The 25,211-nt window shown below is 69.3% G+C and carries 25 protein-coding genes; 15 read left to right on the plus strand and 10 right to left on the minus strand.

What is annotated here, in order from left to right:
• Positions 1-44: 44 nt before the first annotated feature.
• Positions 45-476: an Lrp/AsnC family transcriptional regulator gene (locus tag RAB71_RS14475; RefSeq protein WP_010344072.1), complete on the minus strand. Its 432-nt coding sequence runs from the start codon at positions 474-476 to the stop codon at positions 45-47.
• A 128-nt stretch (positions 477-604) separates the two neighbouring features.
• Here RAB71_RS14475 and RAB71_RS14480 point away from each other — a divergent pair, with 128 nt between their 5' ends.
• The 5 genes from RAB71_RS14480 to RAB71_RS14500 all read left to right on the plus strand — a co-directional run bounded on the left by RAB71_RS14480 (position 605) and on the right by RAB71_RS14500 (position 8,052).
• The gene (locus RAB71_RS14480; RefSeq protein ID WP_010344073.1) at positions 605-2,101 is read left to right on the plus strand and encodes an aminotransferase class III-fold pyridoxal phosphate-dependent enzyme; all 1,497 of its coding nucleotides are present in this window, start codon (positions 605-607) and stop codon (positions 2,099-2,101) included.
• Positions 2,102-2,182: 81 nt separating this feature from the next.
• Positions 2,183-3,370: a hypothetical protein gene (locus RAB71_RS14485; RefSeq protein WP_234006584.1), complete on the plus strand. Its 1,188-nt coding sequence runs from the start codon at positions 2,183-2,185 to the stop codon at positions 3,368-3,370.
• A 556-nt stretch (positions 3,371-3,926) separates the two neighbouring features.
• Positions 3,927-6,221 (plus strand): catecholate siderophore receptor Fiu, encoded by a 2,295-nt coding sequence (locus tag RAB71_RS14490; protein ID WP_010344075.1) that lies wholly within the window; start codon positions 3,927-3,929, stop codon positions 6,219-6,221.
• A gap of 63 nt (positions 6,222-6,284) precedes the next feature.
• Positions 6,285-6,977, plus strand: coding sequence for a Fe2+-dependent dioxygenase (locus tag RAB71_RS14495; RefSeq protein WP_010344076.1), 693 nt, complete (start codon positions 6,285-6,287; stop codon positions 6,975-6,977).
• Between the two features lie 154 nt (positions 6,978-7,131).
• A complete protein-coding gene (locus RAB71_RS14500) occupies positions 7,132-8,052 on the plus strand; it encodes an FAD:protein FMN transferase (protein WP_040902266.1) in 921 nt (306 codons plus the stop codon).
• A 313-nt stretch (positions 8,053-8,365) separates the two neighbouring features.
• On the opposite strand, the gene RAB71_RS14505 is transcribed toward RAB71_RS14500, so the two are convergent.
• The 4 genes from RAB71_RS14505 to RAB71_RS14520 form a co-directional block, all read right to left on the minus strand.
• Positions 8,366-9,115: an EF-hand domain-containing protein gene (locus tag RAB71_RS14505; RefSeq protein WP_010344078.1), complete on the minus strand. Its 750-nt coding sequence runs from the start codon at positions 9,113-9,115 to the stop codon at positions 8,366-8,368.
• 332 nt (positions 9,116-9,447) lie between these two features.
• The gene (locus tag RAB71_RS14510) at positions 9,448-10,155 is read right to left on the minus strand and encodes a response regulator transcription factor (RefSeq protein WP_010344079.1); all 708 of its coding nucleotides are present in this window, start codon (positions 10,153-10,155) and stop codon (positions 9,448-9,450) included.
• Between the two features lie 117 nt (positions 10,156-10,272).
• Entirely contained in the window at positions 10,273-10,881 is a 609-nt protein-coding gene (locus RAB71_RS14515) for a HutD family protein (protein ID WP_010344080.1), read from the minus strand.
• Positions 10,882-11,120: 239 nt separating this feature from the next.
• Complete coding sequence (locus RAB71_RS14520) at positions 11,121-11,453, minus strand: ComEA family DNA-binding protein (protein ID WP_010344081.1); 333 nt, start codon at positions 11,451-11,453, stop codon at positions 11,121-11,123.
• Between the two features lie 205 nt (positions 11,454-11,658).
• On the opposite strand from RAB71_RS14520, the gene RAB71_RS14525 reads away from it, so the two are divergent.
• The 4 genes from RAB71_RS14525 to murU all read left to right on the plus strand — a co-directional run bounded on the left by RAB71_RS14525 (position 11,659) and on the right by murU (position 15,500).
• The gene (locus RAB71_RS14525; protein ID WP_010344082.1) at positions 11,659-13,149 is read left to right on the plus strand and encodes a M20 family metallopeptidase; all 1,491 of its coding nucleotides are present in this window, start codon (positions 11,659-11,661) and stop codon (positions 13,147-13,149) included.
• Between the two features lie 251 nt (positions 13,150-13,400).
• The gene (locus tag RAB71_RS14530) at positions 13,401-13,670 is read left to right on the plus strand and encodes a GlsB/YeaQ/YmgE family stress response membrane protein (RefSeq protein ID WP_010344083.1); all 270 of its coding nucleotides are present in this window, start codon (positions 13,401-13,403) and stop codon (positions 13,668-13,670) included.
• A 73-nt stretch (positions 13,671-13,743) separates the two neighbouring features.
• Positions 13,744-14,772: an aminoglycoside phosphotransferase family protein gene (locus RAB71_RS14535; RefSeq protein WP_010344084.1), complete on the plus strand. Its 1,029-nt coding sequence runs from the start codon at positions 13,744-13,746 to the stop codon at positions 14,770-14,772.
• Entirely contained in the window at positions 14,769-15,500 is a 732-nt protein-coding gene (murU, locus tag RAB71_RS14540) for an N-acetylmuramate alpha-1-phosphate uridylyltransferase MurU (RefSeq protein WP_010344085.1), read from the plus strand. The genes RAB71_RS14535 and murU overlap by 4 nt, the downstream gene beginning before the upstream one ends.
• A gap of 170 nt (positions 15,501-15,670) precedes the next feature.
• Here the strand turns inward: murU and hda are convergent, their stop codons facing one another.
• From hda to RAB71_RS14555, 3 genes are read right to left on the minus strand one after another with little or no spacing between them, the layout of a single operon-like run.
• A complete protein-coding gene (hda, locus tag RAB71_RS14545) occupies positions 15,671-16,390 on the minus strand; it encodes a DnaA regulatory inactivator Hda (protein WP_010344086.1) in 720 nt (239 codons plus the stop codon).
• On the minus strand, positions 16,387-17,556 hold the full coding sequence (locus tag RAB71_RS14550) for an AI-2E family transporter (protein WP_010344087.1): 1,170 nt from the start codon (positions 17,554-17,556) through the stop codon (positions 16,387-16,389). Before RAB71_RS14550 ends, hda begins: the two co-directional genes overlap by 4 nt.
• Positions 17,553-18,656 carry a DUF2066 domain-containing protein gene (locus tag RAB71_RS14555; protein WP_010344088.1) on the minus strand — a complete coding sequence of 368 codons (1,104 nt, stop codon included), beginning with the start codon at positions 18,654-18,656 and terminating at the stop codon, positions 17,553-17,555. The genes RAB71_RS14550 and RAB71_RS14555 overlap by 4 nt, the downstream gene beginning before the upstream one ends.
• 106 nt (positions 18,657-18,762) lie before the next feature.
• Here RAB71_RS14555 and purM point away from each other — a divergent pair, with 106 nt between their 5' ends.
• The 6 genes from purM (at position 18,763) to RAB71_RS14585 (ending at position 23,167) form a co-directional block, all read left to right on the plus strand.
• Positions 18,763-19,821, plus strand: a complete 1,059-nt coding sequence (purM, locus tag RAB71_RS14560; RefSeq protein WP_010344089.1) for a phosphoribosylformylglycinamidine cyclo-ligase — start codon at positions 18,763-18,765, stop codon at positions 19,819-19,821.
• A gap of 5 nt (positions 19,822-19,826) precedes the next feature.
• The gene (locus tag RAB71_RS14565; protein ID WP_010344090.1) at positions 19,827-20,456 is read left to right on the plus strand and encodes a DUF2238 domain-containing protein; all 630 of its coding nucleotides are present in this window, start codon (positions 19,827-19,829) and stop codon (positions 20,454-20,456) included.
• Positions 20,457-20,464: 8 nt separating this feature from the next.
• Positions 20,465-20,911 carry a hypothetical protein gene (locus RAB71_RS14570; protein ID WP_010344091.1) on the plus strand — a complete coding sequence of 149 codons (447 nt, stop codon included), beginning with the start codon at positions 20,465-20,467 and terminating at the stop codon, positions 20,909-20,911.
• Positions 20,908-21,561 carry a phosphoribosylglycinamide formyltransferase gene (purN, locus tag RAB71_RS14575; protein WP_010344092.1) on the plus strand — a complete coding sequence of 218 codons (654 nt, stop codon included), beginning with the start codon at positions 20,908-20,910 and terminating at the stop codon, positions 21,559-21,561. Before RAB71_RS14570 ends, purN begins: the two co-directional genes overlap by 4 nt.
• Before the next feature lie 65 nt (positions 21,562-21,626).
• A complete protein-coding gene (locus tag RAB71_RS14580; protein WP_041500362.1) occupies positions 21,627-22,481 on the plus strand; it encodes a DUF3108 domain-containing protein in 855 nt (284 codons plus the stop codon).
• A 2-nt stretch (positions 22,482-22,483) separates the two neighbouring features.
• Entirely contained in the window at positions 22,484-23,167 is a 684-nt protein-coding gene (locus RAB71_RS14585) for a DUF3108 domain-containing protein (RefSeq protein WP_010344095.1), read from the plus strand.
• A 413-nt stretch (positions 23,168-23,580) separates the two neighbouring features.
• Here the strand turns inward: RAB71_RS14585 and RAB71_RS14590 are convergent, their stop codons facing one another.
• Together RAB71_RS14590 and murA are read right to left on the minus strand one after the other, a co-directional pair.
• Positions 23,581-23,895 carry a hypothetical protein gene (locus RAB71_RS14590; protein ID WP_010344096.1) on the minus strand — a complete coding sequence of 105 codons (315 nt, stop codon included), beginning with the start codon at positions 23,893-23,895 and terminating at the stop codon, positions 23,581-23,583.
• Entirely contained in the window at positions 23,892-25,166 is a 1,275-nt protein-coding gene (gene murA, locus RAB71_RS14595) for a UDP-N-acetylglucosamine 1-carboxyvinyltransferase (protein ID WP_010344097.1), read from the minus strand. Before murA ends, RAB71_RS14590 begins: the two co-directional genes overlap by 4 nt.
• Positions 25,167-25,211: the final 45 nt, after the last annotated feature.

Raw genomic sequence — 25,211 nt, forward strand, 5'->3', positions numbered from 1 at the left:
TTGCTTCAACGAATCCCCAATCCCGAATCCCCAATCCCGGCCCCTCAGCGCTCGAACTTGGTGGACAGAATGATCGACGAAGTGGTGCGCTCCACCCCGTCCAGCGCGCCGATGCGGTCGGTCAGTTCGTCCATGTCGTTGACGCCCGGCACCACGCCGAGCGCGATCAGGTCGAAGGAGCCGCTGACCGAATGCAGCACGCGCACCGCATCGATCTCGCGCAGCGCCTTGACCACCGAGGTCATCTTCTTCGGCAGCACGGTGATCAGGATGTGCGCGCGGATGTGGCCCTGTTCGTAGTCGTCGCGGGTGCGCACGGTGTAGCCGCAGATCACCCCCTCGCGCTCGAGGCGCTCGATCCGGCTCTGTACCGTCGTGCGCGACAGGCCGAGGCGTCGGGCGATCTGGGCGGTGGAGGCGCGCGCATCCTCGCGCAGCAGCGACAGCAGGGCGTCGTCGGAAGCAGTGATCTTCATGGCCGGCGATTTTCGTCGAATCGACGAAATCGCGTCAATTCCCGCACGGATTCACGCTGCCATTCGACGATCCTGTCCCGATAATAGACAGGATCGTCACCAGACAGCCCGCCTTCAGGAGATTGCCCATGACCGTACTCGGCCCCCTCGCCCCGCTCCGTGCCCATGCCGGCGATCGCCTGACCAGTGGCCTGGACGACGCCAGCATCGAACGCCTGGCGGCCTCGCATCCGGCGCTGCGCGCCGCGATCGAGGCGGCAGGCGACGACTACGCGCGCATCGCTGCCGAATTCGGCGAGTTGCTGGAACTGGACGAAGCCGAGCAGATCCGCCGCCTGCAGGCCGGGTTCGTCAATTTCTACGCCGACGACGCGGTGACCCCCTACGTGGCGCTGAGCGCGAGCGGCCCGTGGGTGGTGACCTTGAAGGGCGCAGTGCTGTACGACGCCGGCGGCTACGGCATGCTCGGCTTCGGCCACACCCCGGAGGCGGTGCTGGAGGCGATGGCGCGGCCGCAGGTGATGGCCAACGTGATGACCCCCAACCTGTCGCAGCTGCGCTTCGAGCGCGCGCTGCGCGCGGAGATCGGCCACCGCCGCGGCGGCTGTCCGTACGCCCGCTTCATGTGCCTCAACTCCGGCTCCGAAGCGGTGGGCCTGGCCGCGCGCATCGTCGACATCAACGCCAAGCTGCAGACCGACCCGGGCGCGCGCCATGCCGGCGCCAAGATCAAGCGTCTGGTGGTCAAGGGCAGCTTCCACGGCCGCACCGACCGGCCCGGCATGTACTCCGACTCCAGCCGCAAGACCTATCTGCAGCACCTGGCCAGCTACCGCGGCGACGATGCGCTGATCGCCATCGCGCCCTACGACGTGGAGGCGTTGCGCCGCGCCTTCGCCGAGGCCGAGCAGCACGGCTGCTTCATCGAGGCGGTGTTCCTGGAGCCGGTGATGGGCGAAGGCGACCCCGGCCGCGCGCTGCCGCCGGCGTTCTATGCCGCTGCGCGCGAACTGACCCGCACCCACGGCAGCCTGCTGCTGGTCGACTCGATCCAGGCCGGGCTGCGCGCGCATGGCGTGCTGTCGGTGGTGGACTATCCCGGCTTCGAGCAGCTCGACCCGCCGGACCTGGAAACCTATTCGAAGGCGCTCAACGCCGCGCAGTACCCGCTGTCGGTGCTGGCGGTGACCGAGCACGCGGCGCAGGTGTACCGTAAGGGCACCTACGGCAACACCATGACCAGCAACCCGCGCGCGCTGGACGTGGCGACCGCGACCCTGGCGCAATTGACCCCGCAGGTGCGCGCCAACATCCGCGAGCGCGGCGCCGAGGCGGTGCAGAAGTTGGAGAAGCTCAAGGCCGAGCTCGGCGGCGCCATCACCCAGGTGCAGGGCACCGGCCTGCTGTTCTCCTGCGCACTGGCCCCGCAGTACAAGTGCTACGGCGCCGGCTCCACCGAGGAGTGGCTGCGCCAGCACGGCGTCAACGTGATCCACGGCGGTGAGAATTCGCTGCGCTTCACCCCGCACTTCGCGATGGACAGCGAAGAGCTCGACCTGCTGGTCGGGCTGATCGGCCGCGCCCTGCGCGAAGGCCCGCGCGTGGCGCAAGCCGCGGCGGCCTGAGTTCGCTCGACGCTGCAAGCACCGCGGCACCACGACCAGGCAGCACGGGGAGGCGATTCGCTCGCCCCCCAATACAAGCGCATGCGCGACCGCCATGCGCTTGTATTGAGGGCGTTCGCGAACTGTGACAATCGCAAGACATCCGCGTACCGCATTGGTGGGTTCGCCAGCCTTCGCTTGCGCCGAATCACCTATACTGATTCGTCTTCAGGCACGGTCCAGCGAATGCGCACCCCTCTTCTTCTTTCCATGGGCCTGCTCTTCGCAGCCGCTCATCCCTCGGCGCACGCCGCTGCCTTTTCCGAAGGCGAACTGCTATTCGACCAGCCCGGATGGGACTACTCCCCCAGCTCGCTCATCGATCTGGATGGAAAAGAGAAAGTGTGGTGGTGCGGCCATCTGAATGGCCATGACGTCGTCAAATACCGCGAGCGCACGGGAACGGGCAGTTGGAGCGCTCCCGTGATTGTCCTTCAAGCCAATCAGTTCTTGCGCGGCGCTCGCCCGCTTACCTGGGAAGGCGTCCACACCTGCGACCCCACAGTGACCCGTGGACGGTGGAATTACCAAGGCCAGGACTACACCTACGTGATGTACTACACCACGGAGCGGCCTGGCAGCAACGGCATCGACAATCGCATCGCCGTGGCGTTTTCCAACGATGGCATCAACTGGAAGAAGCACGACGCGCCCGTGATCCATGACGGCGACCCTGGCACCTATGGCACAGGACAATCCGTTGCCTGGAGCGCGGACGGCGCAGCCGGCATCAGAACCATCTACACCTATGTGGATGGCAACGGCGACATCACTTATTTCTACCGGGAATCGCCGGACGCCATCAACTTCGGCGAGAAGCGAAAGCTCAGCCAGAAAGGCCTCACCTTGAACGGGCAAAGCGGCATATCGCATGCCAAGCCCGCGCTCGGCTTTGCGCCAGGATCCTACAACGGGCACTATTTTTACTACATGGCCAGCGTCTGCGAGGCGCATCTGGACTCCAGCTATGGCCCCGCCTATCCCGAGTGGGGTACGGCAAAAGGCGTCTGCGTGTATCGCGCGGAAGGCGAGGACGCGTTTACCGGCACCTGGACCAAGGTGCTGGACAGCGCGCACATCAAGCCGGTGGAAGTCGAACCCGGCTTTTTGACCAACATTTACGGCAGCCTGGACGGAATCCTGCCCACGATTTCCATTCGCTATGGGTGCAGCGGATCCGGCGACCCGAACACCTGGGAGATCTGCTGGTCCGAGGGAAAACTCGACTAGCGCGTTTTCGCCTTGAGACCGCGCTCGGGTCGAGGTGATCGACCCGATAGCGCATCCCGAGGCTGCGTCATGCCGGCATCTTCCCATCACCGCGCGTCGCCGGCACGCATTTCTCCACGACACGCCTGCGTACTCTGACGCCGGCGGTGTCGCCGGCCATCCCTCGTAGCGACGCGCCATCCTGCGGCGTTCGCACCTTGGCCCCGCCCCGCTGTCGAGCGTAGGGCGAACATAGCCACGGACACGTTGTCCGGCCTCGCCCTTCCGGGCAGCACTCCATCCGCCGACCGAACCCGAACCGGGCACGTCCAACCGACCGGGCAGCGGACACCTGCTCAAGTGCCAACGACCATGCGGCAGTGAAATCGTCGGCGCAAAACGACAAAGATATTGCAAACAATTCGCATTTGCATGGAAAATGAACACACTGTCCGCATCGCACCCGCGGCAGACACCCTTTCGCACTGCCGCCCGACCCTGGCGCCGCGCCCGCTCCTAGTGAGGAACGGCCGGTGTCCGCGGCCGGGGCGTCATCCATCCTGCAACCGAACCGCCCATGACCTCTCCGATCAAGCGCCGCAAACACACCGTGACCCGTCAGGCCGCCGCACCGACCCTCACCACCGCCGTGCTGCTCGGCGGGCTGAGTCTGCTCTCCCCCGCGCATGCGGAGACCGGCGACCAGCCCACCACCCTGGACAAGGTCGACGTGCAGGCGCAGCGCGCCAAGCGCTACCTGGTGGAAGTGCCGGACTCGCCGAAGTTCACCCAGCCGCTGATCGACACCCCGCAGACCCTCAACATCATCGGCAAGGACCTGTTCAACGAACAGGGCGCCACCACCCTCACCGAAGCGCTGCGCAACAGCCCGGGCGTGGGCACGTTCTACGTCGGCGAGAACGGCAACACCAGCACCGGCGATGCGATCTACATGCGCGGTTTCGACAGCTCCAGCAGCATCTTCGTCGACGGGCTGCGCGACCTCGGTTCGATCTCGCGCGACGTGTTCAACATCGAGCAGATCGAAGTCGAGAAGGGTCCGGCCGGCACCGACAACGGCCGCAGTGCGCCGACCGGCGCGATCAACCTGGTGAGCAAGCAGGCGCACCTGGACAACGCCAGCAGCGCCACGCTGTCCGGCGGCGACCATGGCCAGCGCCGCGCGACCGCGGACTGGAACCAGGCGCTGGGCGCCAGCAGCGCGCTGCGGGTCAACGTGATGGGCCAGGACAGCGACGCCATCGGCCGCGACCATGTCGCCAACAAGCGCTGGGGCCTGGCCTCGTCGCTGGCGTTCGGCCTGGGTACCGACACGCGCTACCTGCTCGACCTGCTGTACGTGAAGCAGGACAACGTACCTGATGGCGGCGTGCCGACCATCGGCCTGCCCGGCTACAGTTCGCCCGATCCCACACGGCCGTGGCTCGGCAGCGCGGCGCGCGTGGACCGCAGCAGCTTCTACGGCACCCGCGCCGACCACGACGACGTGACCGCGAAGATGGCGACCTTCCGCATCGAGCACGACGTCTCCGACACGGTCAAGCTGACCAACACCGCGCGCTGGGGCCGCAACGAACAGGATTACCTGCTGTTCGCGTTCATGCCCAACGCCGCCAACCTGCGCACGCCGAATCCGGCCGATCCGGCAACCTGGACGGTGGCGCGCAGCCTGCCGACCTTCAAGGACCAGCAATACACCCTGCTCGCCGACCAGTTGAACCTGCGCGTGGACTTCGCCACCGGTGCGGTACGGCACAACCTGAGCACCGGCGTGGAAGCCTCGCGCGAGGAACTGCGCAGTTGGGGGCACAACCTCGTCGACCGTGCGGCCTGGCTGGCGGCCAATCCGGCCAACCTGTATGCGCCGGACTGGAACACCACGCCGCTGCGCACCGCACGCAACGGCGCGCGCAGCCACGGCACCACCACCACCTACTCGGCCTATGCCTTCGACACGCTGAAGTTCGGCGAGAGCTTCCTGGTCACCGCCGGGGTGCGCGCGGACCGCTACAAGACCGACTTCGACAGCCTGGTGTGCAGTTCCGCCACCTCCACCGCCGCGCCCTGCACCACCGTGGTCGGCCTGGACACTGACATCGCCGACACGCTGTTCAGCTGGAAACTCGGCGCGGTCTACAAGGCCAACGAGGACGTGAGCGTGTACGCGAACTTCGCCACCTCGCAGCAGCCGCCTGGCGGCAGCACGCTGGAACTGAGCGCCTCGGCGAACAACGCCAACAATCCGCGCTTCGATCCGCAGAAGGCCAAGACCGCCGAGGTCGGCACGAAATGGAATTTCCTCGACGATGCGCTGTTCGCGACGCTGGCGCTGTTCCGCACCGACGTGAACAACGAGATCGTGCAGGGCAGCGACGGGCTGTACTACCAGAGTGGCGCAAAGCGCGTGCAAGGCGTCGAACTGTCGGCGGTGGGCAAGCTGACCGAGCGTTGGTCCGTGTCCAGCGGCTACACCAAGCTGGATGCGCGGGTGCGGCAAGGCACGACGGTCTCGCAGGACGGCAGCCAGGACCTGGCCTATACCCCAGACAGCGCATTCACCGCCTGGACCACCTACACCTTGCCGTTCGGACTGACCGTCGGCGGTGGCGTGCGCTACTCGGGCGAGATGAAGCGCGGGCGCGACGGCGCGGTCGGCACGCCGGCGTTCGTGAAGTCGTACACGGTGTGGGACGCGGTGCTGAGCTACCCGGTCAACGACCACGTGGCGCTGCGCCTCAACGCCTACAACCTGTTCGACAAGGACTACGTTGCCGCGATCAACAAGAGCGGCTTCCGCTACACCCCCGGCGCGCCGCGCTCGGTGCTGCTGACCGCCGAGGTCCGGTTCTGACCGACCGCGCCTGCCAATGCGCGGTGGACGCCCTATCCTGGGCGTCCACCGCCGGAGCGCCGCATGCTGCTGCATATTCCCGACATCCTCAGCGCCGATGAGGTCGCACGGTTCCGCCAGGCACTGGAGAGTGCCGACTGGGTGGACGGCCGCGAAACCGTCGGCGCGCAGGGTGCGCAGGTCAAGCGCAACCTGCAACTGGCCGATGCCTCGCCGCTGAAGCAGGAACTCGGCCAGGCGGTACTGAGCGCGCTGGCGCGCAGCCCGCTGTACTTCGCCGCGGCGCTGCCGTTGCGCACCATCCCGCCGCGCTTCAATCGCTATGCCGGCGGCGGCAGCTACGGCCTGCACGTCGATGGCGCGGTGATGACCCAGGCCGCCACCGCCGCGCAGCCGGCGCTGACCGTGCGCAGCGACCTGTCCTGCACGCTGTTCCTCAGTGCGCCGGAGGAGTACGACGGCGGCGAACTGCTGATCCACGACACCTACGGCGAGCACGAGGTCAAGCTGCCCGCCGGCGACCTGATCCTGTACCCGTCCAGCAGCCTGCACCGGGTGGCGCCGGTGACCCGTGGCGCGCGGCTGGCTTCGTTCTTCTGGGTGCAGAGCCTGGTGCGCGACGCCGGCCGCCGGCAGACGCTGTTCGACCTGGACACCGCGATCCAGGCGCTGACCGCCAGCGGCGCGAACGCGGCGGCGCTGCTGCGCCTGACCAACGTCTACCACAACCTGCTGCGCGACTGGTCGGAGACCTGAGCGTGCGCGGCGACGCGGACGCGACCCGCAGCGCCAGCGTGCGCGCGCGCAGCGCCGGGTGCCGACGTCCCGACAATGCAGCGCAGCCCGTGGTCGATGCATGACCGCCGCCTCCCACACCAGTGCCGGCATCGCCACCCTGCACGGCCGCAGCATGGGCACGCACTGGAGCGCCAGACTGGTCGCACCGCGCGCGCATGACCTGCCGATGCTGCGCGACGCGATCCAGGCCCGGCTCGATCTGGTCGTCGCGCAGATGAGCACCTGGGACGCGCAGTCTGATCTCGTCCGCTACAACCGTGCCGACGCCGACAGCTGGCACGCCTTGCCGGCCGCGCTGGACACGGTGCTGCGCTGCGCGCTGGAGGTGGCGCAGCGCAGCGACGGCGCCTTCGACCCCACCATCGGCGCCGTGGTCGGCCTGTGGGGGTTCGGCGCCGAGGCCGGCGATCGAAGGGTGCCCGGCGTCGCGGCACTGCAACAGGCCCGCGCCGCCGGCGACTGGCGCCGGCTGCACGTCGACGGCGCTGGCCGCTGGCAACAGCCGGGTGGGCTGCAGTTGGATCTGTCGGCGATCGCCAAGGGCTACGGTGTCGACCTGGCGGCGGCGGCACTGCGTGCGCATGGCGTGGAGAGCGCATTGGTCGAGGTCGGCGGGGACCTCTACGGCTTCGGTCGCAAGCCGGATGGACAGGCGTGGCGCGTGCTGATCGAGGCTGCGCCTGCAGAGGAACGACGTGGCGACGTGGCGCCACGCGCACTCGCGGTCGACGGCCTGGCGGTGGCCACGTCCGGCGATCGCTGGCACCACTTCGAGCAGGACGGCCGGCGCTACGGACACCTGCTGGACCCGCGCAGCGGCCGCCCGATCGCCGCGACGCTGGCCGCGGTCACGGTGGCGGCTGCCGATACGATGCGCGCCGATGCCTGGGCCACGGCATTGGGCGTGCTTGGGGTCGAGGCCGGCCTGGCCTGCGCCGAGCGCGAGGGGCTGGCGGTGCGCTTCCTGCTGCGCCACGCCGACGGCGTGCAGGAACGGCTCAGCAGCGCCTTCGCCACGTTGCTCGACGCATGAGCGTGCGCCGGTGCGGTGGCCGCGCTTCGGCACGAGTGCGCAGACAGCCGCTGCCTGCCGCCGTTTTCTGCCACCAATGTCTGCAGTGTCATCGCGACCGCATCGATCGCACCCCGCCTCCACCGCGCGATGCTCGAAGGCGTGATCGCGCGACATCGGGTACAGCGCAGGCGGCGCACCGTGTCGGGCCGTCGCGTGCCGGCCGGATGCGGGTGTAGCGGGAGGCTCGACAGCGACTCCCGCCTCGCGCCGCGCGGGAGGCGCGCATCGCGCGCCGATGGCCACGGTCCGCCGCGAAGGCGGACCGTCGCGGTTACGCGGCGACCGAGAACGAGGTCGACGCGCTGGCGTTGCTGCCGTAGCTGCGATACTGGTCCGACGCCAACTTGAGCAGCAATGCGTAGGCATCCTGCGCGCTGCTGGTACTGGAGGCCGAGCTGGAATCGGAACTGCTGGCAGAACTGGAACTCGAACTGCTGGCGGCACTGCTATTGGCACCGCTGGTACTGGCAGTGGCACTGGCGCTGGCACCGCCCTCGCCACCCCGCGGCGGCGGCGGCCCCATCGGGCGCATGCCGCTCTTCAGTTCCTGCAGGCTGATGCCGCCGTCCTTGTCGCTGTCGAGCTTGGCGAACAGGTCGCTGCTGTCGCTGCCATTGGCGGCGGCGCTCAACTCCTTGCTGCTGATGACGCCGTCGCCATCGGTATCCAGGCTGCTCAGGATCGACTTGGCGTCCTTGTCTGCACCGCCCTGCGGCGGCGGCGGCGGCGCCAGGGCCTGGGAGAACTCGCTCTCGCTGACGGTACCGCCACCGTCCTGATCCAGCATGCTCATCAGGCCATCGATGTCGATGCTGGAACTGCTGTCGCTCTCGCTGGACTTCAGCGCCGCGCTCAACTCGGAACTGCTGAGGCTGCCGTCGTTGTCGCTGTCGATGCTCTTGAACAACTTCTGCAGCGGATTCTGCTCCGCGGTTTGCGTCGTTTGCGCGGACGCACTGCTGGCCGTACTGAAGCGGCTGGCAGCATAGGCCGAACTGCCACTGCTGATGCTGCTGATCATGCGAACCCCCTAGTGTCATGAAGTGCAGTCGTGGAATGCAGCGATCGCTGCGGTCATGGCTGCTCCGACGGGTCAACCCGACGCCAGCAGTGTCGAGGCATGGGTTGTCAGCAAGATATCGGCTTTGTATCAGAACTGAAACACACGCTGAATTCACATCTAGCGTGCAGGGGGAGCGTGCCAGCGGCTGATGTCGCGCGGCACCCGCGCACCGGCGCATGCCCGGGCCAGACGACGCCGGCCGCCGGTGAGGCAGCAACGCTGCGGGGCGGAAAACGCAGGTCCGGCAAGACCGGCACGCCGCTGTGGGCACGCGGCCAGGCCGGCCCCGCTCAGCGGACGGCGGGCGCCCCCACCTGATGCGGCTCGAACAGATACCCCTTGCCGCGCACGGTGCGGATCCATTGCGGCACCAGCGGGTCGTCGCCGAGCTTCTGGCGCAGCCGCGAGACCTGCAGATCGATGCCGCGGCTGCCCGCCGCGGCGCTGGCCTCGCCATCGCCCAGTGCGGTGCGCAGCGTCTCGCGCGTGAGCACCTCGCCGGGCTGCTCGAGGAAGACCGCCATCAATCGCAGTTCGCCGGGCGACAGCGGAATCGTCCGCCCGTCCGGCGCCACCGCCTGGTGACGCGCCGCATCGACCTGCCAGCCGCCATGCGCCGCCGGCGGCGGCTGCGTGGCACGGACCCGGCGCAACACCGCATTGAGCCGCGCCACCAGTTCGCGCAGGTCGGGCGGCCGCACCAGGAAGTCGTCGGCGCCCAGATCCAGCCCGATCACCCGATCCACCGGCTCGGCGCGATCGGCCATCATCACGATGGCGATGTCGCCGCGGTCGCGCAGATGCCGGCACAGGCGCAGGCCCTCGGCGCCGTCGAGGCCGGCATCGAGTACCACGGCGTCGTAATGCCCGGCCGCCAGTTGCGCCTGCAGCTGCGGCGCACTGTCGGCGTCGTGGGTCTGCAGGTTGAAACAGGCCAGGTAACCGCGGATCCGGTCGCGCAAGGCCGCGTCCGCGTCCGCCACCAGAATTTTCGCCATCCACCTGTTATCCGAGACCACCTGTCGGCTTCCGCTGTTCGGCCCGGGTGGCCGCGTCCGCGCATTGGACGCGGTCGGCGCCGACGCCGCAAGACCCGCGCGCACGGCGTCGCAGGCTCAGTCGGCGGGGGTCGCCAAGGCCTCGATGCGCATCGCCAGCAACTCCCCGCCCCCGCTCAAAGCGAAGCGGCGCCTGGCATCGGCGGCCAACCAGGCACTGTCGCCGGCCGCCAATGGCGGCAGTCCGCTGGCCGCATCGAACTGCGCTTGCCCTGCCAGAAGATGAACGGCCCAGGCGACACCGGGTTCGGCGAAGAACAGCATCGGCCCGACCAGCGGCCGGTGCAGCAGTTGCGTGCGCAGCCGGTCGCGTCGCCACATGAGGTTGAAATCGTGGGTCGGCCCATCCAGCAACTCGCCGCGCAGCGGCCGCTCGCCGGCGAAGCGCAGGCGCGCGCACGGGTCCTGCAGCACCTGCTCCTCGCCGTCGTCGAAGCGCAGGCGTACGCCGTTGCCGCGCAGCAGGACCAGTTCGCGGTCGATCCCGGGAAACGGTGAAAAGGCGGCGTCCTGCTCGATCTCGGCGATGGACAGGCGCAGCAGCCAGTCGTCGCCGACCGCCGGCAGTCGCAGGATCTCCCGGGTCCAGCCCAGGCCGTTGCGCCAGCGTTCGCGGCGATACTCGTTGGCGGGAATGACCCGCGCAGACAGCGTGCACCCATCCATCCGCACATTCTGCACGATCGCGGCGATGGCGCCGGTTCCCCGGCCCGCCCACGGGGACGCGGGGGCAACGCAAGACGCGCCCTGGCCCCAAAAAAACATCGCCCGGCTGCACGTCACTGTGCAACGCCGGGCGACGATGTACCTCCTTGTCGGCTTCCTGCCTTCCCCCTTCGCGTCCTGCTCAGTGAGGCTGCGGCCGCGCATCCAGCGCCGGCCCTATCCTTTCGTTGCAAATCCCTTTAACGCCTTTCCACCGGCTTGGCAGCTGCCTGCTTGGCGGCTGTCGGCGCGGGTGCCTTCGTGGCGCCCACATCGATCCGGTCGCGGTTCCGCTCGACCGTCTTGAGCCCGATGCCCTTCACCAGTGCCAGTTCCTCGGCGCTCTTGAAAGGTCCGTGCGCCTGTCGGTAGTCGACGATCGCCTGAGCCTTGGCGGCTCCCACGTTCACCAACACCTGGTCGATTTCCTCCGCTCCAGCGGAGTTGATGTTGACCTTGTCCGCGGCGAGCGCGGAACCGGACAGCATCAGGGCAACGACCAGCGACTTCAGGACCACGATAAAAGACTGCATGGCAACGCTCCTTGTGACTTGGATGGGGACTTCGCCGGCCTTTCCTGCCGGCGTGGTCAGCATCGCTCGCCACATGGGTACAGCCTATCGTCGGAGCGCGTCACAAACAGCAGGTAAACGGCGCGTCGCCGTGTAGGAAAAACCCTACACGGGCACCCGGGCGTAGAATGGCTGCACACGTGTGCAATCACTTCGGAGCTTTTTCATGGACAGTGCCAAGATCGACCGTTTCCTGAGCGAAAAGTGGGATGACGACATCGTCCCGCAACTGGTCGATTACATCCGCATCCCCAACAAATCGCCGATGTTCGACGCCGATTGGGTCGCGCACGGCTATATGGCCGATGCGGTGGCGCTGATGGAGCGCTGGGCGCGGGCGCAGGCGATCCCCGGCCTGCAGGTGGAGGTGGTGCAACTGGAAGGCCGCACCCCGTTGATCTACCTGGAAGTCCCGGCCAGCAGCGACGCCACCGGCGAGGACACCGTGCTGCTGTATGGGCACCTGGACAAGCAGCCGGAAATGACCGGCTGGGACGCCGACCTGGGCCCGTGGACGCCGGTGCTCAAGGGCGACCGCCTGTACGGTCGCGGCGGCGCCGACGACGGCTATGCCCTGTTCGGTTCGCTGGCGGCGATCCAGGCGCTGCAGGATCAGGGCATCCCGCATGCGCGCTGCGTGGTGCTGATCGAGGCCTGCGAGGAATCGGGCAGCTACGACCTGCCCGCCTACGTCGACCACCTGGCGGCGCGGATCGGCAAGCCCTCGCTGGTGGTGTGCCTGGATTCGGGCTGCGGCAACTACGAGCAACTGTGGTGCACGACCTCGTTGCGCGGCCTGGCCGGCGGCAACTTCAGCGTCAAGGTGCTCAGCGAAGGCGTGCACTCGGGCGATGCCTCCGGCGTGGTGCCGTCGAGCTTCCGCGTGCTGCGCGACCTGCTGTCGCGGCTGGAGGACGAGGCCACCGGCAAGATCAAGGTCGACGGCCTGTACGCCGACATCCCCGAGGAGCGGCTGGCGCAGGCGCGCAAGGTCGCCGAGGTGCTGGGCGACGAGGTCTACAGCAAGTTCCCGTTCCTGCCCGGCATGCGTCCGATGCACGAGGACCTGTCCGAGCTGGTGCTCAACCGCACCTGGCGCCCGGCGCTGTCGGTGACCGGTGCCGACGGCCTGCCGCCGCTGGCCTCGGCCGGCAACGTGCTGCGCCCGGAGACCGCGGTGAAGCTGTCGCTGCGCCTGCCGCCGACGCTGGACGGCAAGCGTGCCGGCGAACTGCTGAAGGAGGTGCTGCTGCGCGACCCGCCGTACGGCGCCGAGGTGTCGCTGGCGCTGGAGAAATCCTCCTCCGGCTGGAACGCGCCGGCGCAATCGCCGTGGCTGACCGACGCGATCGAAGCGGCCTCGCAGGCGGCGTTCGGCAAGCCGGCGATGTACATGGGCGAAGGCGGCTCGATCCCGTTCATGGGCATGCTCGGCGAAAAGTTCCCCGGCGCGCAGTTCATGATCACCGGCGTGCTCGGCCCGCATTCCAACGCGCATGGCCCCAACGAGTTCCTGCACATCCCGATGGGCAAGCGGGTCACCGCGTGCGTGTCGCGGGTGATCGCCGCCCACCATGCCGCCAGCCTCCGCGGCGAGACCACCGGCAGCGCGGCGGTGGCCGGCGGCGAGCAGCATGGCGGGCACGGCTGTTGTTGATGGAGCCGGGATGGGGGATTCGGGATTCGGGATTGGCGAAGCCGGTTTCCTTAGTGACTGATCCGTCCCCTGTTTGCGGGGGGAGAGGCGTCGGCTCCGACGCGGCGCCTTTCCGATAGTGTCATCCGCGCAGCGCGGGCGGCCGCCCTCCACGGGCGTGCCGCCTGCGCCGCTCACGCAAGCATCGACGCCATCACCGTCGATCTGGCACGATCCGACGCTGATTCCCTTCCGCTTCCGGAACGCTTCCCATGCACACTCTGTTCGGCAGCGACAGCTGGCTCTACATCATCCTGGTGGGCTTCGTGGTCGGCCTGCTGGCGCGTTTCCTCGGCCCCAGCAGCGGGCGCTCCGGCTGCCTGTTCACCGTGTTGCTGGGCATCGCCGGTGCATTGCTGGCCGGCTGGTTCGGCCACTACATGGGTTGGTACAGCCGCGGCGAGCCGGCGGGCTTCCTGGGTGCGCTGCTCGGCGCCATCGCCCTGCTCGCCTTGTTGCGGCTGTTCTCCAGCAAGCGCTGAGGCGCGGCGCGCCGCTCGCCACGGCGGCGGCGCCCGTTTACGCTGTGCGGCTCGTTTCCGCCGCAACCTGCCGATGAGCGCCAGTCCGACCGTTCCCGATGTCCTTGCGGCACGCGCCGCACACCGCCTGGCCTGGGCGCGCACGGCGCTGGGCGATGCACAGGCGACGCTGGAGCGCGCCTCGGTGGACGCCGGCCAGCGCAGCTACTGGCGCAGTCACGGCCACGGCGTCAGCCGCATCGTGATGGATTCGCCGCCGGACCTGGAAGACGTGCGGCCGTGGCTGCGCATGCACGCCCTGCTGCACGGCGGCGGCGTGCGGGTTCCGGAAATCCTGGCGCAGGACGCGGAGGCCGGCTTCCTGCTGCTGGAAGACCTGGGGCAACCGACTCTGGCGCAACGCCTGGACGCAACCACCGCGGACGCGCACTTCGATGCCGCGCTCGGCCAGTTGCTGCGGCTGCAGGCGATCGCGCCGCCACCGGGCATGGGCGTGTTCGGCGAGGCGCTGCTGCAGCGCGATGCCGGGCTGTTCGAGGACTGGTTCCTGCAACGCCATCTGGGGATCAGCCTGGACGACGAGGAGCGCGCAACCCTGCACGGCGTGCAGCGCCAGCTCATGGACAACGCGCTGGCGCAGCCGCAGGTGCTGGTGCATCGCGACTTCATGCCGCGCAACCTGATGCCGGTGGCCGATGGCCCGGCGGTGCTGGATTTCCAGGACTGCGTGATCGGGCCGGTGGCCTACGACCCGGTCAGCCTGTTCAAGGACACCACGGTCAGCTGGCCGCTGGCACGGGTGGACGCCTGGCTGGCCGGCTATCACGCACGCGCGCTGCGGGCCGGCATTCCGGTGCCGCCGCTGGCGCAGTTCCTGCGCGACGCCGAGTGGATGGGCATCCAGCGCCATCTGAAGAACCTGGGCATCTTCGCGCGGTTGAACTACCGCGACGGCAAGGCCTGGTACCTGGACAACGTGCCGCGCTTCATCGTCTACCTCGACGAGGCGTTCCCGCGGCACCCCAGCCTGCAGCCGCTGGCACAGCTGCTGCAGACGCGGATCAAGCCGGCCCTGGCGCAGCGCGCGGCGGCCGGCGCATGAAGGCGCTGATCTTCGCCGCCGGCCTCGGCGAGCGCATGCGGCCGCTGACCGCGCATACGCCCAAGCCGCTGCTGGCGGTGGGCGGCACGCCGCTGATCGTCTGGCACCTGCGCAAGCTCGCTGCGCTGGGCGTGCGCGAGGTGGTGATCAACACCTCGTGGCTGGCCGAACAGTTCCCGCAGACGCTCGGCGACGGCAGCGCGTTCGGGCTGCGCATCGCCTATTCCTACGAAGGCGCCACGCCGCTGGAAACCGGTGGCGGCATGCTGCACGCGCTGCCGCTGCTCGGCGAGGCGCCGTTCCTGCTGGTCAACGGCGACATCTGGACCGACTTCGATTTCGCCCGGCTCGCGCCCGAGCCGCCCGGCCTGGCGCAACTGGTGCTGGTGGATCCGCCGGCCTATGCCGCGCACGGCGATTTCGTCCTGCAGGACGACGGGCACGTGCACAACGCCGGCGCACCGCTGCTCACCTACGCCGGCATTGGCATGTACCGACCTGCCCTGCTGCGCGACTGGCAGACCATCGCCGCCCCGGCGCCGACCGCGCCGGGCGTGCCGCCCCGCTTCTCGGTAGTGCCGCTGCTGCGCGCGCAGGCCGAACAGGGGCGACTCCACGGTCTGCGCCACCACGGACGCTGGACGGACGTGGGGACGCCGCAGCGGTTGGCGGAGTTGGATGAGGTGCTGGGAATGGGGAAACGGGAATCGGGAATGGGGAAAAGCTGATTTCCCGCGAGCTTCGGCAACCTCAACCACCGCAGACGTCCTCGCCCACCACAGGCCACAGGTTCAAATCCCGCCCCGCTACATCTTTGTCAGCTGCGGCAACCGGTGCATCGATTGCATGCTGCTTTTTTGCTATTCCGGCTTCTGCGTAGCGCGTGAGTTCTCGCGCTTCAGCTTTTCCCCATTCCCGATTCCCCATTCCCGATTCCCACCCTACGCAAAAACGGCACCGTCACCCGCCGCTGCGCGGCCAGCGATTCGCGATCCAGGCGTTCCAGCAGGCCGATCAGGCCGGCCAGGTCGCGTCCGGCGTGCGTCAGCAGCCAGTCGATCGCCGCATCCTCCAGCACAAGGCCGCGGCGCTGGGCGCGCTCGCGCAGCACCGCGGCGCGGCCGGCGTCGTCCAGCGGCGCCAGCGCGATGCGGGTGCACTGCGACAGCCGCGAGCGCAGGTCCGGCAGGCTGAGCGCCAGGCCGTCGGGCATGGCCTGCGCGGTGTACAGCAGGGTCACCCCAGCGCTGCGCGCACGGTTGTGGAAATCGAACAGCGCCACCTCGTCCTCGCGCTGCCCGGCGATCGCTTCCAGGCCGTCGAGGGCGACCAGATCGCGACCCTCCAATGCTTCCAATGCATCGCGCAGGCGGCCGGCGGCGGCCTGCAGCGGCAGGTAGGCGGCGCTGCGCCCGGCCTGCTCGGTGGCCGCGCACAGCGCCAGGGCCAGGTGGGTCTTGCCGGTGCCGGCAGGGCCGGACAGGTACACCCAGTCGTCGGCGGCGCCGTCGGCGACCGCCTGCAGCTGCGCCAGCAGCCCGTCCGGCGCGCCCAGATAGCGGTCCAGGCGCTGTTCCGGCGGATAGCGCAAAGCCAGCGGCAGTTGCGGCACGCTCACGGCTGGTCGGGGCTGCGCGGCGGCAGTTCGATGATGGTGGTGCGCTCGGTGGCGGTATCCAGCAGGATCGCCGACTTCTCGCCCGCATACAGATCGCTCTGCCGGTACTGCTCGTGCAGGTAGTGCAGCAGCACGTTGGCCACCGCCGCCACCGGCAACGCCAGCAGCATGCCGAGGAAGCCGAACAGCTGGCCGCCGGCCATCACCGCGAAGATCACCGCCACCGGGTGCAGGCCGATCTTGTCACCGACGATGCGCGGGGTCAGCACGTAGCTCTCCAGCAACTGGCCGACGGTGAACACCACGCCGACCAGGATCAGCAACTGCAGGTCGAAGCCCTTGGCCTGCACCAGCGCGGCCAGTACCGCCAGCAGGATGCCGGTGGTCGCGCCCAGGTAGGGAATGAAGCTGATCAGACCGGCGACGATGCCGATCAACAGCCCGAGCTTGAGCCCGACCAGGGTCAGGCCGCCGGCGTAGATCACGCCCAGCGCGAGCATCACCAGGAACTGGCCACGGATGAACGCGCCCAGCACCTCGTTGGACTGCAGTGCCAGGCGGGTGATCGTGGCGACGTGGTTGCGCGGGATGGTGGCGGCGACGCGCGCGACCAGCAGGTCCCAGTCGCGCAGGAAGTAGAAGGTCAGGATCGGCAGCAGCACCAGGTTGACCACCCAGGTCACCATCGCAAAGCCCGAGCGCGACAGGTAGCCGAAGAAGGTCGCGGCGACGCCGCCGGCCTGCTGCCAGTGCCCGCGGATCCAGTCGATCAGCCGCTCTGGGTCCAGCCAGGCCATCAGTTCCAGCCCGGTCTTCTGCTCGGCCCACGGAATCGCGGTGCCGATGAACCAGTCGCGCGCCTGCGGCAGCACGTCGATGAAGGTGACGATCTGCCGCTCCAGCATCGGCACCAGGATCACCAGCGCCAGCACCAGCAGCAGCACCATCAGCACGAACACCAGGGTCACCGCCATGTTGCGCGAGCGCCCGGCGCGTTCCAGGCGGTCCACCAGCGGGTCACCGAGCCAGCCGAGCAGCAGCGCCAGCACGAACGGGGTCAGGATCGGCGCCAGCAGCCATACCACCCACAGCACGCCGACGATCACCGCCGTCCATTTCAGGCGGCGCAGGAACAGCGCGATCTCGGCTTCGGGCGACAACGTCATTTCAGGCGGTACTCCGTCGGCTCGCTGTTGAGGATCACCGGACCCTCGACCGGCGCGACCACCGGCTGCAGCGCGGCGTCCGGGCCGAGCATGCGGTTCAGCCCGGACACGCCGCTGAGCAGGTCCAGATCCAGTTCCAGGCGATCGCCATCGGCGCGGATCGGCACGATGCGCCGCACCACCGAGGCGTTCTGCAGCGCGGCGGAGGCGCGCAGGTAGTCGTCGGCACTGCGGATGCCGGTGATCACCACCCGGTAGATGCCGGCCGGGCCGGCGCTGACCGCCTTGGCGTAGCGCTTGACCAGGGCGTCGGCGGCGCCGTCGGCACCGCTGGCCATGGCGCGGCGGGCATCGGCGTCGCTGGCCGACCAGGTCGACAGCACCTTGCCGCCATCGACGAAGGTCCAGTCCGCGGTCCAGCCGCCGGCCTTGCCGCGGTACAGCTTGCCGATCAGCTGCATCGGCGGGCTGTAGCGCGACGAGGCGCTGGCCACCGCGGCGGTGTCCTGGCGCCAGATCGCGCCGGCCAGGGCCTGCTCGGCGGCGTTGCCGGTGGGCAAGCCGAGGCGGAAGCCGCGCTCGATCGCGCGATCGAGCAGGCTGCGCGCGGCGTTGGACTGCTGCACGCCCACCAGGCGCGGGCCGCTGCCGTCGTCGATGGCCAGCCACACCACCGGCTTGGGCCGCGGCTGCGGCCACACCGGCAGCCCCAGCGCCGCGGCCAGGCCGTCCACGTCCTGCGGGCGGAAGCGCGCCACCAGGATGGTGCGGAAGGTGGGCGCGCCGCTCGGCGAGGTGCCCTGGTCCTGGCGGTAGTCGAAGGTGTCGACCAGATTCTTGGCGTTGCGCAGCGCCTGGGTCACCCCGGGCCGCGACATCACGCCCTTGTCGCCGGAGATCTTGCCCAGCACCACGCCGAGCGCGCGGGACAGGGCGCCGTTGCGGTCGGCCTCGCTCTGGCTGTTGACCGGCACTTCGGCGTCGTAGGGGCCGGTGGCGCCGGCCACGTCGCCCTCGGTGCGCAGCTCGGCCTGGGCCAGGGCGCTCACGGCAGGCAGGCACAGCGCGAAAGACAGGAGGAAGGCAAGGCTGCGGCGCATGAAGGGTCCAGTACTCGACGTATCCGGGGCGAATTGTTGCCCGAATGCGGGCCTAGCGCCAATGCGGCCTGTTAAAATCGCCGCCTTTCCGCCGACCCCGCCGCCCGTGACCACTTCCCAGCCCCCCGCCGCCGCCCCGTTGACCTACCGCGACGCCGGCGTCGACATCGATGCCGGCAACGCCGTCGTCGAACGCATCAAGCCCCTGGTCAAGCGCAGTTTCCGCCCCGAGGTGATGGGCGGGCTGGGCGGCTTCGGCGCGCTGTTCGACCTGTCCGGCAAGTACCGCGAGCCGGTCCTGGTGTCCGGCACCGACGGCGTCGGCACCAAGCTGAAGCTGGCGCAGCAGCTCGGCCGCCACGACACCATCGGCATCGACCTGGTCGGCATGTGCGTCAACGACGTGCTGGTGCAGGGCGCCGAGCCGCTGTTCTTCCTGGACTACTTCGCCACCGGCAAGCTCGACGTGGAGACCACCGTGGCGGTGGTCGGCGGCATCGCCCGCGGCTGCGAACTGGCCGGCTGCGCGCTGATCGGCGGCGAGACCGCGGAAATGCCCGACATGTACCCGCCGGGCGAGTACGACCTGGCCGGCTTCACCGTCGGCGCGGTGGAGAAGTCGCAGTTGCTCGACGGCGCCCGCGTGCGCCAGGGCGACGTGCTGATCGGCATCGCCTCCTCCGGTCCGCATTCCAACGGCTACTCGCTGATCCGCCGCATCTACGACCGCGCCGGGCGCCCGGCCGACCTGCAGGTCGGCGGCGTGGCCCTGGCCGATGCGCTGATGGCGCCGACCGCGCTGTACGTCAAGCCGATCCTGTCGCTGCTGCGCGAACAGGGCGAAGGCATCCATGCCATGGCGCACATCACCGGCGGCGGCCTGACCGAGAACATCATCCGCGTCATCCCGGAGGGCCTGGGCCTGGACATCCGCGCCAGCGCCTGGACCCTGCCGCCGGTGTTCGAGTGGCTGCAGCGCGAAGGCGCGGTGGCCGACAGCGAGATGTGGCGCACCTTCAACTGCGGCATCGGCTTCGTGCTGGTCGCCGCGCCGGCGCAGGTGGCCGCGATGGAGCGCAGCCTGGACACCCTGGGCCTGGCGCACTGGCAGATCGGCGCGGTGGTGGCCGCCGCGGACGCTGGCGAACGCGTCCACATCGGCTGAGCCGCATGGCGGCGGCCAAGCGCGCCTGGCTGACGCTGGCGCTGGCGGTGTTCGCCGCCAGTTGGCTGCGGCCGCTGTGGCCGGCGGAACAGGCCATGCACAGCTCCCTGGCGGTGCTGGGCCTGGCCTGGCTGGTCTGGCACGACCGGCGCTGGCCGCTACGCACCGGCCATTTCGCCGCCATCTGCCTCTTCATCAGCGTGCACAACATCGCCGCGCACTGGCTCTACTCCAATGTGCCCTACGACCAGTGGCTGCGCGCGCTGACCGGTGGCTGGTCGCCGAGCGCGGCGTTCGGCTGGCAGCGCAATCACACCGACCGGCTGATCCACCTGCTGTTCGGGGCGTGCTTCGCGCCGGCGCTGCGCGACCACGCGCGCCAGCGCTGGCCGGCGCTGTCGGCGCGGCAGGCCTTCGTGCTGGCGACGATGACGATCATGTGCGCCAGCCTGGTCTACGAATGGCTCGAGTGGCTGATCGCGCTGCTGCTGTCGCCGCAGCAGGCCGAGTCCTACAACGGCCAGCAGGGCGACCCCTGGGATGCGCACATGGACATGCTGCTGGCCACGCTGGGCTGCGCCAGCGCCTGGCCATGGCGACGTGCCGCGCCACCCCTCCCCTCCACGCCGCGCTGAGACCGACCATGTCGCTGCCACCGCCTCTTCCCGCACGCGGCCACCCCGACACCGAGGTGGCGCGCGCCAACTTCGACTTGAACACCCTGTCGACCTTGTATGGCGTGATGGCGGGAATGCAGATGGTGGCGATGCTGCTGGTGGGCGCCGTCCTGGCCTACGGCGTGCACGAGGAGGCGCAGCTCAACGCCGTCGGCCAGAGCCCGGACGAGGCCCAGGGTGGCGTCGTCGCGATCGCGATGCTGTCGTTCCTGCTGGGCGTCATCCTGCTCTCCTTGGTCCTCAACATCCTGGTAGCGCAGGCCTTGCGCCAGCGTCGCCGGCTGCGGTTGTGCTATGCCGGCGCCGCGATCACCTGCTTCGGCTTCCCGCTGGGCACTGCGCTGGGCATCGCCACCTTGCTGACGCTGCAACGCCCCGCGGTGGGCGCCCTGTTCCGGAACCCTGTCCGATGACGCTTCGCCTCGCCGTGCTCGCTTCCGGCCGCGGCTCCAACCTGCAGGCCATCCTCGCCGCGATCGCCGCCGGCACCCTGGATGCCGAGGTGGTCGGCGTGTTCGGCGATCGCCCCGAAGCGCCGGCGCTGGCGATGGTGGCGCCGGACCGCCGCTGGGCGGCCCAGCCCAAGACCTTCCCCGACCGCGCTGCGTTCGACCAGGCGCTGGGCGACGCCGTCGCCGCGGCGCAGCCGGACTGGGTGGTCTGCGCCGGCTACATGCGCATCCTCGGCGCCGGCATCGTGCAGCGTTTCGGCGGACGCCTGCTCAACATCCACCCCTCGCTGCTGCCCAAGTACCGCGGGTTGCACACCCACGCCCAGGCCTTGGCGGCAGGCGACGCCGAGCACGGCGCCAGCGTGCATTTCGTGGTGCCGGAACTGGATGCCGGCGCGGTGATCGCGCAGGTACGGGTGCCGGTGCAGGCCGGCGAAGGCCCGGACGACCTGGCGCGGCGCCTGCTGCCGCGCGAGCACCGGCTGCTGTGCGCGGTGCTGCGGCTGGCGGCCGCGGGCCGCCTGGCTGAACGGGACGGCAAGGTGTGGCTGGACGGTCAGTGCCGGTTTAGTCCGCTGCGCCTAGATTGCGACGACGTGCTGCTTCCCTGAATGCGCTGCCGCACCTGTCCGCGGCCCCTCCCCCTTCTTCCCTTCCGCTCACGCCAGCCGATCCCATGAAGCTCGCTCCGCGTCCGTTCGCCCTCCTCGTCGCGTCCGGCCTCGGCCTGCTGGCGCCCATCGTCGCTGCGCAGGTCGCGCCGGCGCCGGCCGCGCAGCCGGCGCCGCAGACCGCTCCTGCTCCGACCACGCCCGCAACCGCCACGCCCGCGCCGTCCGCCGCAGCGGCGCCGGCGCTGCCTGCCGAGGCCTGGACACCGCCGCCGCTGCAGCCCTTCGTCGCCACCTACGATGCCCTGTACAAGGGCAAGCCGGCCGGCGACGCGCGCATGGACGTGGTGCATACCGGCGGCGACCAGTGGCGGGTCGACCTGGGCGTGCACGGCCGCAGCGGCTTCGCCAGCATCCTTGGCCTGAACATCGAGCAGAGCACGGTGTTCACCGTGCAGGACGGCCGCTACGTCCCGCAGAGCCAGAGCACGGTCAAGAAGGCGGTGTTCTTCGGCAAGAAGGTCACCGGCGTGTACGACTGGAAGCAGGGCGTGGCGCGCTGGGACGGCGACCTGAAGAAGGACCGGCAGGCGCCGATCCCGCTGCAGCCCGGCGACCAGAGCGCGCTGCTGCTCAACCTCTCGCTGATGCGCGACGCGCAACCCGGCAAGACCATGACCTATCGTTTTGTCGACGTCGGCCGGGTACGCGAACATGTGTACCGCGCCGCTGACCAGACCGAGACCGTGCAGGTCGGCGACATCAGCTACGACGCATTGCGGGTGTCGCGCACCAACGGCGGCCGCAATGAGACCATCCTGTGGATCGCCAACGGCGTGCCGACGCCGGTGCGCATCCTGCAGCGCGAAGACGGCGAAGACCGCATCGACCTGCGCCTGACCGAATACCAAGGAGCCTGACCATGACCCGCATCGCCCGCCCGCTGACCGCCCTCGCCGCTGCCCTGCTGGCCACCGCCAGCCTGCCCGCCCTGGCCCTGGAGCCGTTCACCGCGGACTACCAAGCCAGCTACATGGGCATGCAGGCCAACGGCGTGATGACCCTGGCCAAGCAAGGCGGCGACCGCTGGCGCTACAGCCTGGCGATCAAGAACCAGGTCGCCGACCTCAGCCAGAGCACCGTGTTCGAGGAGAAGGGCGGGCAGTTGCGTCCGCTCAGCAGCGACGACCGCTCGGTGTTCCTGATCAAGAAGAAGGCGGTGACCGCCAACTACGACTGGAGTACCGGCCAGGCGACCTGGGGCGGCGACCTCAAGGCCGACCGCCGCGGCCCGGTGAAACTGCAGCCGGGCGACATGGACGCGCTGCTGATCAACCTGGCGATCGCGCGCGACGTCAACGCCGGCAAGACCCCGAGCTACCGCATGGTCGACGAGGGCCGCGCCAAGCCGATGACCTACCGCATCGCCGGCAAGGAAGCGGTCACCGTCAACGGCAAGACCGAACAGGCGACCAAGGTCAGCCGCACCGACGGCTCCAAGGAAATCGTGGCCTGGATCGTGCCGGACATGCCGGTGCCGGTGCGCATCCTGCAACGCGAGAACGGCCAGGACGCGCTGGACCTGACGATCAAGGCGTTGCGCTGAGAAGCCGGGATTGGGGAATGGGGATTGGGGAATCGTGAAAGCGGTTCCCTGGGCGTGATCGTTCCCGTGTGAGGGCTGGGATTGGGGAGCCGGGATTGGGAATCGCAACAGCGGCTCCCCGCCGGGATTTTTCCCATGTAGGAGCGGCTTCAGCCGCGACGCGGTGAGCCGGAATTTGGGATTCGGGAATCGCAATAGCAATTCCCTGCCCGTGGTGCTTCCCATGTGGGAGGGGCTTCAGCCCCGACGCGCGGATGCGAATCGTCTTGCGGAAACCGCTAGCGACTTGCGGCAGACCCCAAGCGGCGCGCGTCGACTCCTATCCACGGCACATGGACCGTGACGACCGACGGGCCTTTCTCTGCAGCACTCCCCACGCGGGCGCCGACTGGGCGGCGCCCTGCCCCACGCCGTTACTTCTTCTCCGCCGGTGCGGCCTTGAAGGTGGTGCGGCAATCCACGCGGATCTGCGCGCCGGTGCTGCGCCAGTAGAACGTGCTGCACTCGCGCGGGCCGTTCTGGGTGCGGCTGACGCCGACCGCGTAGAACGACTGCCAGATCTCGTCGCGGGTGACTTGGCCGTCGCCGTTCCAGTCCATGTCGCGCTCTTCGATGCCCTGGGTGATGGCGATGCCGGTGTACCAGGCATAGCCGACCCAGGCCAGCAGCACCACCACGATCGCCAGCAACACCTTGCGCCGGCGGCTGAAGCGGCCGCTGAGGATCATGCGACGCGCCGGATGGACGCGCCCAGCGCCCCCAGCTTCTCCTCGATGTTCTCGTACCCCCGGTCCAGGTGGTAGATGCGGTCGATGGTGGTGTCGCCGTCGGCGACCAGGCCAGCCAGGATCAGCGAGGCCGAGGCGCGCAGGTCGGTGGCCATCACCGGCGCGCCGCTGAGCCGCTCGGCGCCGCGCACGATCGCGGTGTGCCCTTCGATCTGGATGTCCGCGCCCAGCCGCAGCAGTTCGTTGACGTGCATGAAACGGTTCTCGAAGATCGTTTCGTTGATCACGCCGACGCCGTCGGCCACGCAGTTGAGCGCCATGAACTGCGCCTGCATGTCGGTGGGGAACGCCGGGTACGGCGCGGTGGTCAGGCTGACCGCGCGCGGGCGCTTGCCGTGCATGTCCAGGCGGATCCAGTCTTCGCCGGTCTCGATGCTGGCGCCGGCCTCGGTGAGCTTGTCCAGCACCGCGTCGAGGGTATCGGCGCGCGCGCGGCGCACGGTGACGCTGCCGCCGGTCATCGCCGCGGCGACCAAGAAGGTGCCGGTCTCGATGCGGTCCGGCAGCACCGCGTGACGGCCGCCGGACAGGCGCTCCACGCCGTGCACGACGATGCGCGAGGTGCCGGCGCCTTCGATCTTCGCGCCCAGCGCGATCAGGCAGTCGGCCAGGTCGCTGACCTCCGGCTCCATCGCCGCGTTCTCCAGCACGGTGGTGCCGTCGGCCAGGGCCGCGGCCATCAGCACGTTCTCGGTGCCGGTGACGCTGACCATGTCGAACACGTAGCGGCCGCCCTTGAGCCGGCCGTTGCTGCTGGCCTTGATGTAGCCGTTCTCGACGCTGATCTCCGCGCCCAGCGCCTGCAGGCCCTTGATGTGCTGGTCGACCGGCCGCGAGCCGATCGCGCAACCGCCCGGCAGCGACACTTCGGCCGCGCCGAACTTGGCCAGCAGCGGTCCCAGCACCAGGATCGAGGCGCGCATGGTGCGCACCAGCTCGTACGGGGCGACGTGCTGGTGGACCTTGCGCGGGTCGACGGTGATCGCGCTACCGCGCGACAGCGTGCCCTCGTCGATGGTGACTTCCGCGCCCAGTTCGCCGAGCAGCTTCACCGTGGTGATCACGTCGTGCAGTTGCGGCACGTTGGTGATCTCCACCGGCGCATCGGCCAGCAGGGTCGCGCAGAGGATCGGCAGCACGGCGTTCTTGGCGCCGGAAATGTTCACTTCTCCGTGCAGCGCGTTGCCGCCGGTCACTACGATTTTGGCCATGGGTCTCGTGGGGGAATTGAAAGGGGAGAAACGGGCGCGCGGCGG

The sequence above is a fragment of the Xanthomonas sacchari genome (assembly GCF_040529065.1).
Taxonomy (GTDB): domain Bacteria; phylum Pseudomonadota; class Gammaproteobacteria; order Xanthomonadales; family Xanthomonadaceae; genus Xanthomonas_A; species Xanthomonas_A sacchari.

Excerpts from the sequence above, each read along its gene's own strand:
- RAB71_RS14570 (WP_010344091.1), top strand. The coding sequence starts at position 20,465 with ATGTCGCTGCCACCGCCTCTTCCCGCACGCGGCCACCCCGACACCGAG.
- RAB71_RS14515 (WP_010344080.1), bottom strand. The coding sequence starts at position 10,881 with ATGGATGGGTGCACGCTGTCTGCGCGGGTCATTCCCGCCAACGAGTAT.
- RAB71_RS14495 (WP_010344076.1), top strand. The coding sequence starts at position 6,285 with ATGCTGCTGCATATTCCCGACATCCTCAGCGCCGATGAGGTCGCACGG.
- RAB71_RS14565 (WP_010344090.1), top strand. The coding sequence starts at position 19,827 with ATGGCGGCGGCCAAGCGCGCCTGGCTGACGCTGGCGCTGGCGGTGTTC.
- RAB71_RS14475 (WP_010344072.1), bottom strand. The coding sequence starts at position 476 with ATGAAGATCACTGCTTCCGACGACGCCCTGCTGTCGCTGCTGCGCGAG.
- murA (WP_010344097.1), bottom strand. The coding sequence starts at position 25,166 with ATGGCCAAAATCGTAGTGACCGGCGGCAACGCGCTGCACGGAGAAGTG.
- RAB71_RS14585 (WP_010344095.1), top strand. The coding sequence starts at position 22,484 with ATGACCCGCATCGCCCGCCCGCTGACCGCCCTCGCCGCTGCCCTGCTG.
- purN (WP_010344092.1), top strand. The coding sequence starts at position 20,908 with ATGACGCTTCGCCTCGCCGTGCTCGCTTCCGGCCGCGGCTCCAACCTG.
- RAB71_RS14500 (WP_040902266.1), top strand. The coding sequence starts at position 7,132 with ATGGGCACGCACTGGAGCGCCAGACTGGTCGCACCGCGCGCGCATGAC.
- RAB71_RS14580 (WP_041500362.1), top strand. The coding sequence starts at position 21,627 with ATGAAGCTCGCTCCGCGTCCGTTCGCCCTCCTCGTCGCGTCCGGCCTC.
- RAB71_RS14525 (WP_010344082.1), top strand. The coding sequence starts at position 11,659 with ATGGACAGTGCCAAGATCGACCGTTTCCTGAGCGAAAAGTGGGATGAC.
- RAB71_RS14530 (WP_010344083.1), top strand. The coding sequence starts at position 13,401 with ATGCACACTCTGTTCGGCAGCGACAGCTGGCTCTACATCATCCTGGTG.
- RAB71_RS14520 (WP_010344081.1), bottom strand. The coding sequence starts at position 11,453 with ATGCAGTCTTTTATCGTGGTCCTGAAGTCGCTGGTCGTTGCCCTGATG.
- RAB71_RS14490 (WP_010344075.1), top strand. The coding sequence starts at position 3,927 with ATGACCTCTCCGATCAAGCGCCGCAAACACACCGTGACCCGTCAGGCC.
- RAB71_RS14505 (WP_010344078.1), bottom strand. The coding sequence starts at position 9,115 with ATGATCAGCAGCATCAGCAGTGGCAGTTCGGCCTATGCTGCCAGCCGC.
- murU (WP_010344085.1), top strand. The coding sequence starts at position 14,769 with ATGAAGGCGCTGATCTTCGCCGCCGGCCTCGGCGAGCGCATGCGGCCG.
- RAB71_RS14555 (WP_010344088.1), bottom strand. The coding sequence starts at position 18,656 with ATGCGCCGCAGCCTTGCCTTCCTCCTGTCTTTCGCGCTGTGCCTGCCT.
- RAB71_RS14550 (WP_010344087.1), bottom strand. The coding sequence starts at position 17,556 with ATGACGTTGTCGCCCGAAGCCGAGATCGCGCTGTTCCTGCGCCGCCTG.
- RAB71_RS14485 (WP_234006584.1), top strand. The coding sequence starts at position 2,183 with ATGCGCGACCGCCATGCGCTTGTATTGAGGGCGTTCGCGAACTGTGAC.
- RAB71_RS14590 (WP_010344096.1), bottom strand. The coding sequence starts at position 23,895 with ATGATCCTCAGCGGCCGCTTCAGCCGCCGGCGCAAGGTGTTGCTGGCG.
- RAB71_RS14535 (WP_010344084.1), top strand. The coding sequence starts at position 13,744 with ATGAGCGCCAGTCCGACCGTTCCCGATGTCCTTGCGGCACGCGCCGCA.
- RAB71_RS14510 (WP_010344079.1), bottom strand. The coding sequence starts at position 10,155 with ATGGCGAAAATTCTGGTGGCGGACGCGGACGCGGCCTTGCGCGACCGG.
- RAB71_RS14480 (WP_010344073.1), top strand. The coding sequence starts at position 605 with ATGACCGTACTCGGCCCCCTCGCCCCGCTCCGTGCCCATGCCGGCGAT.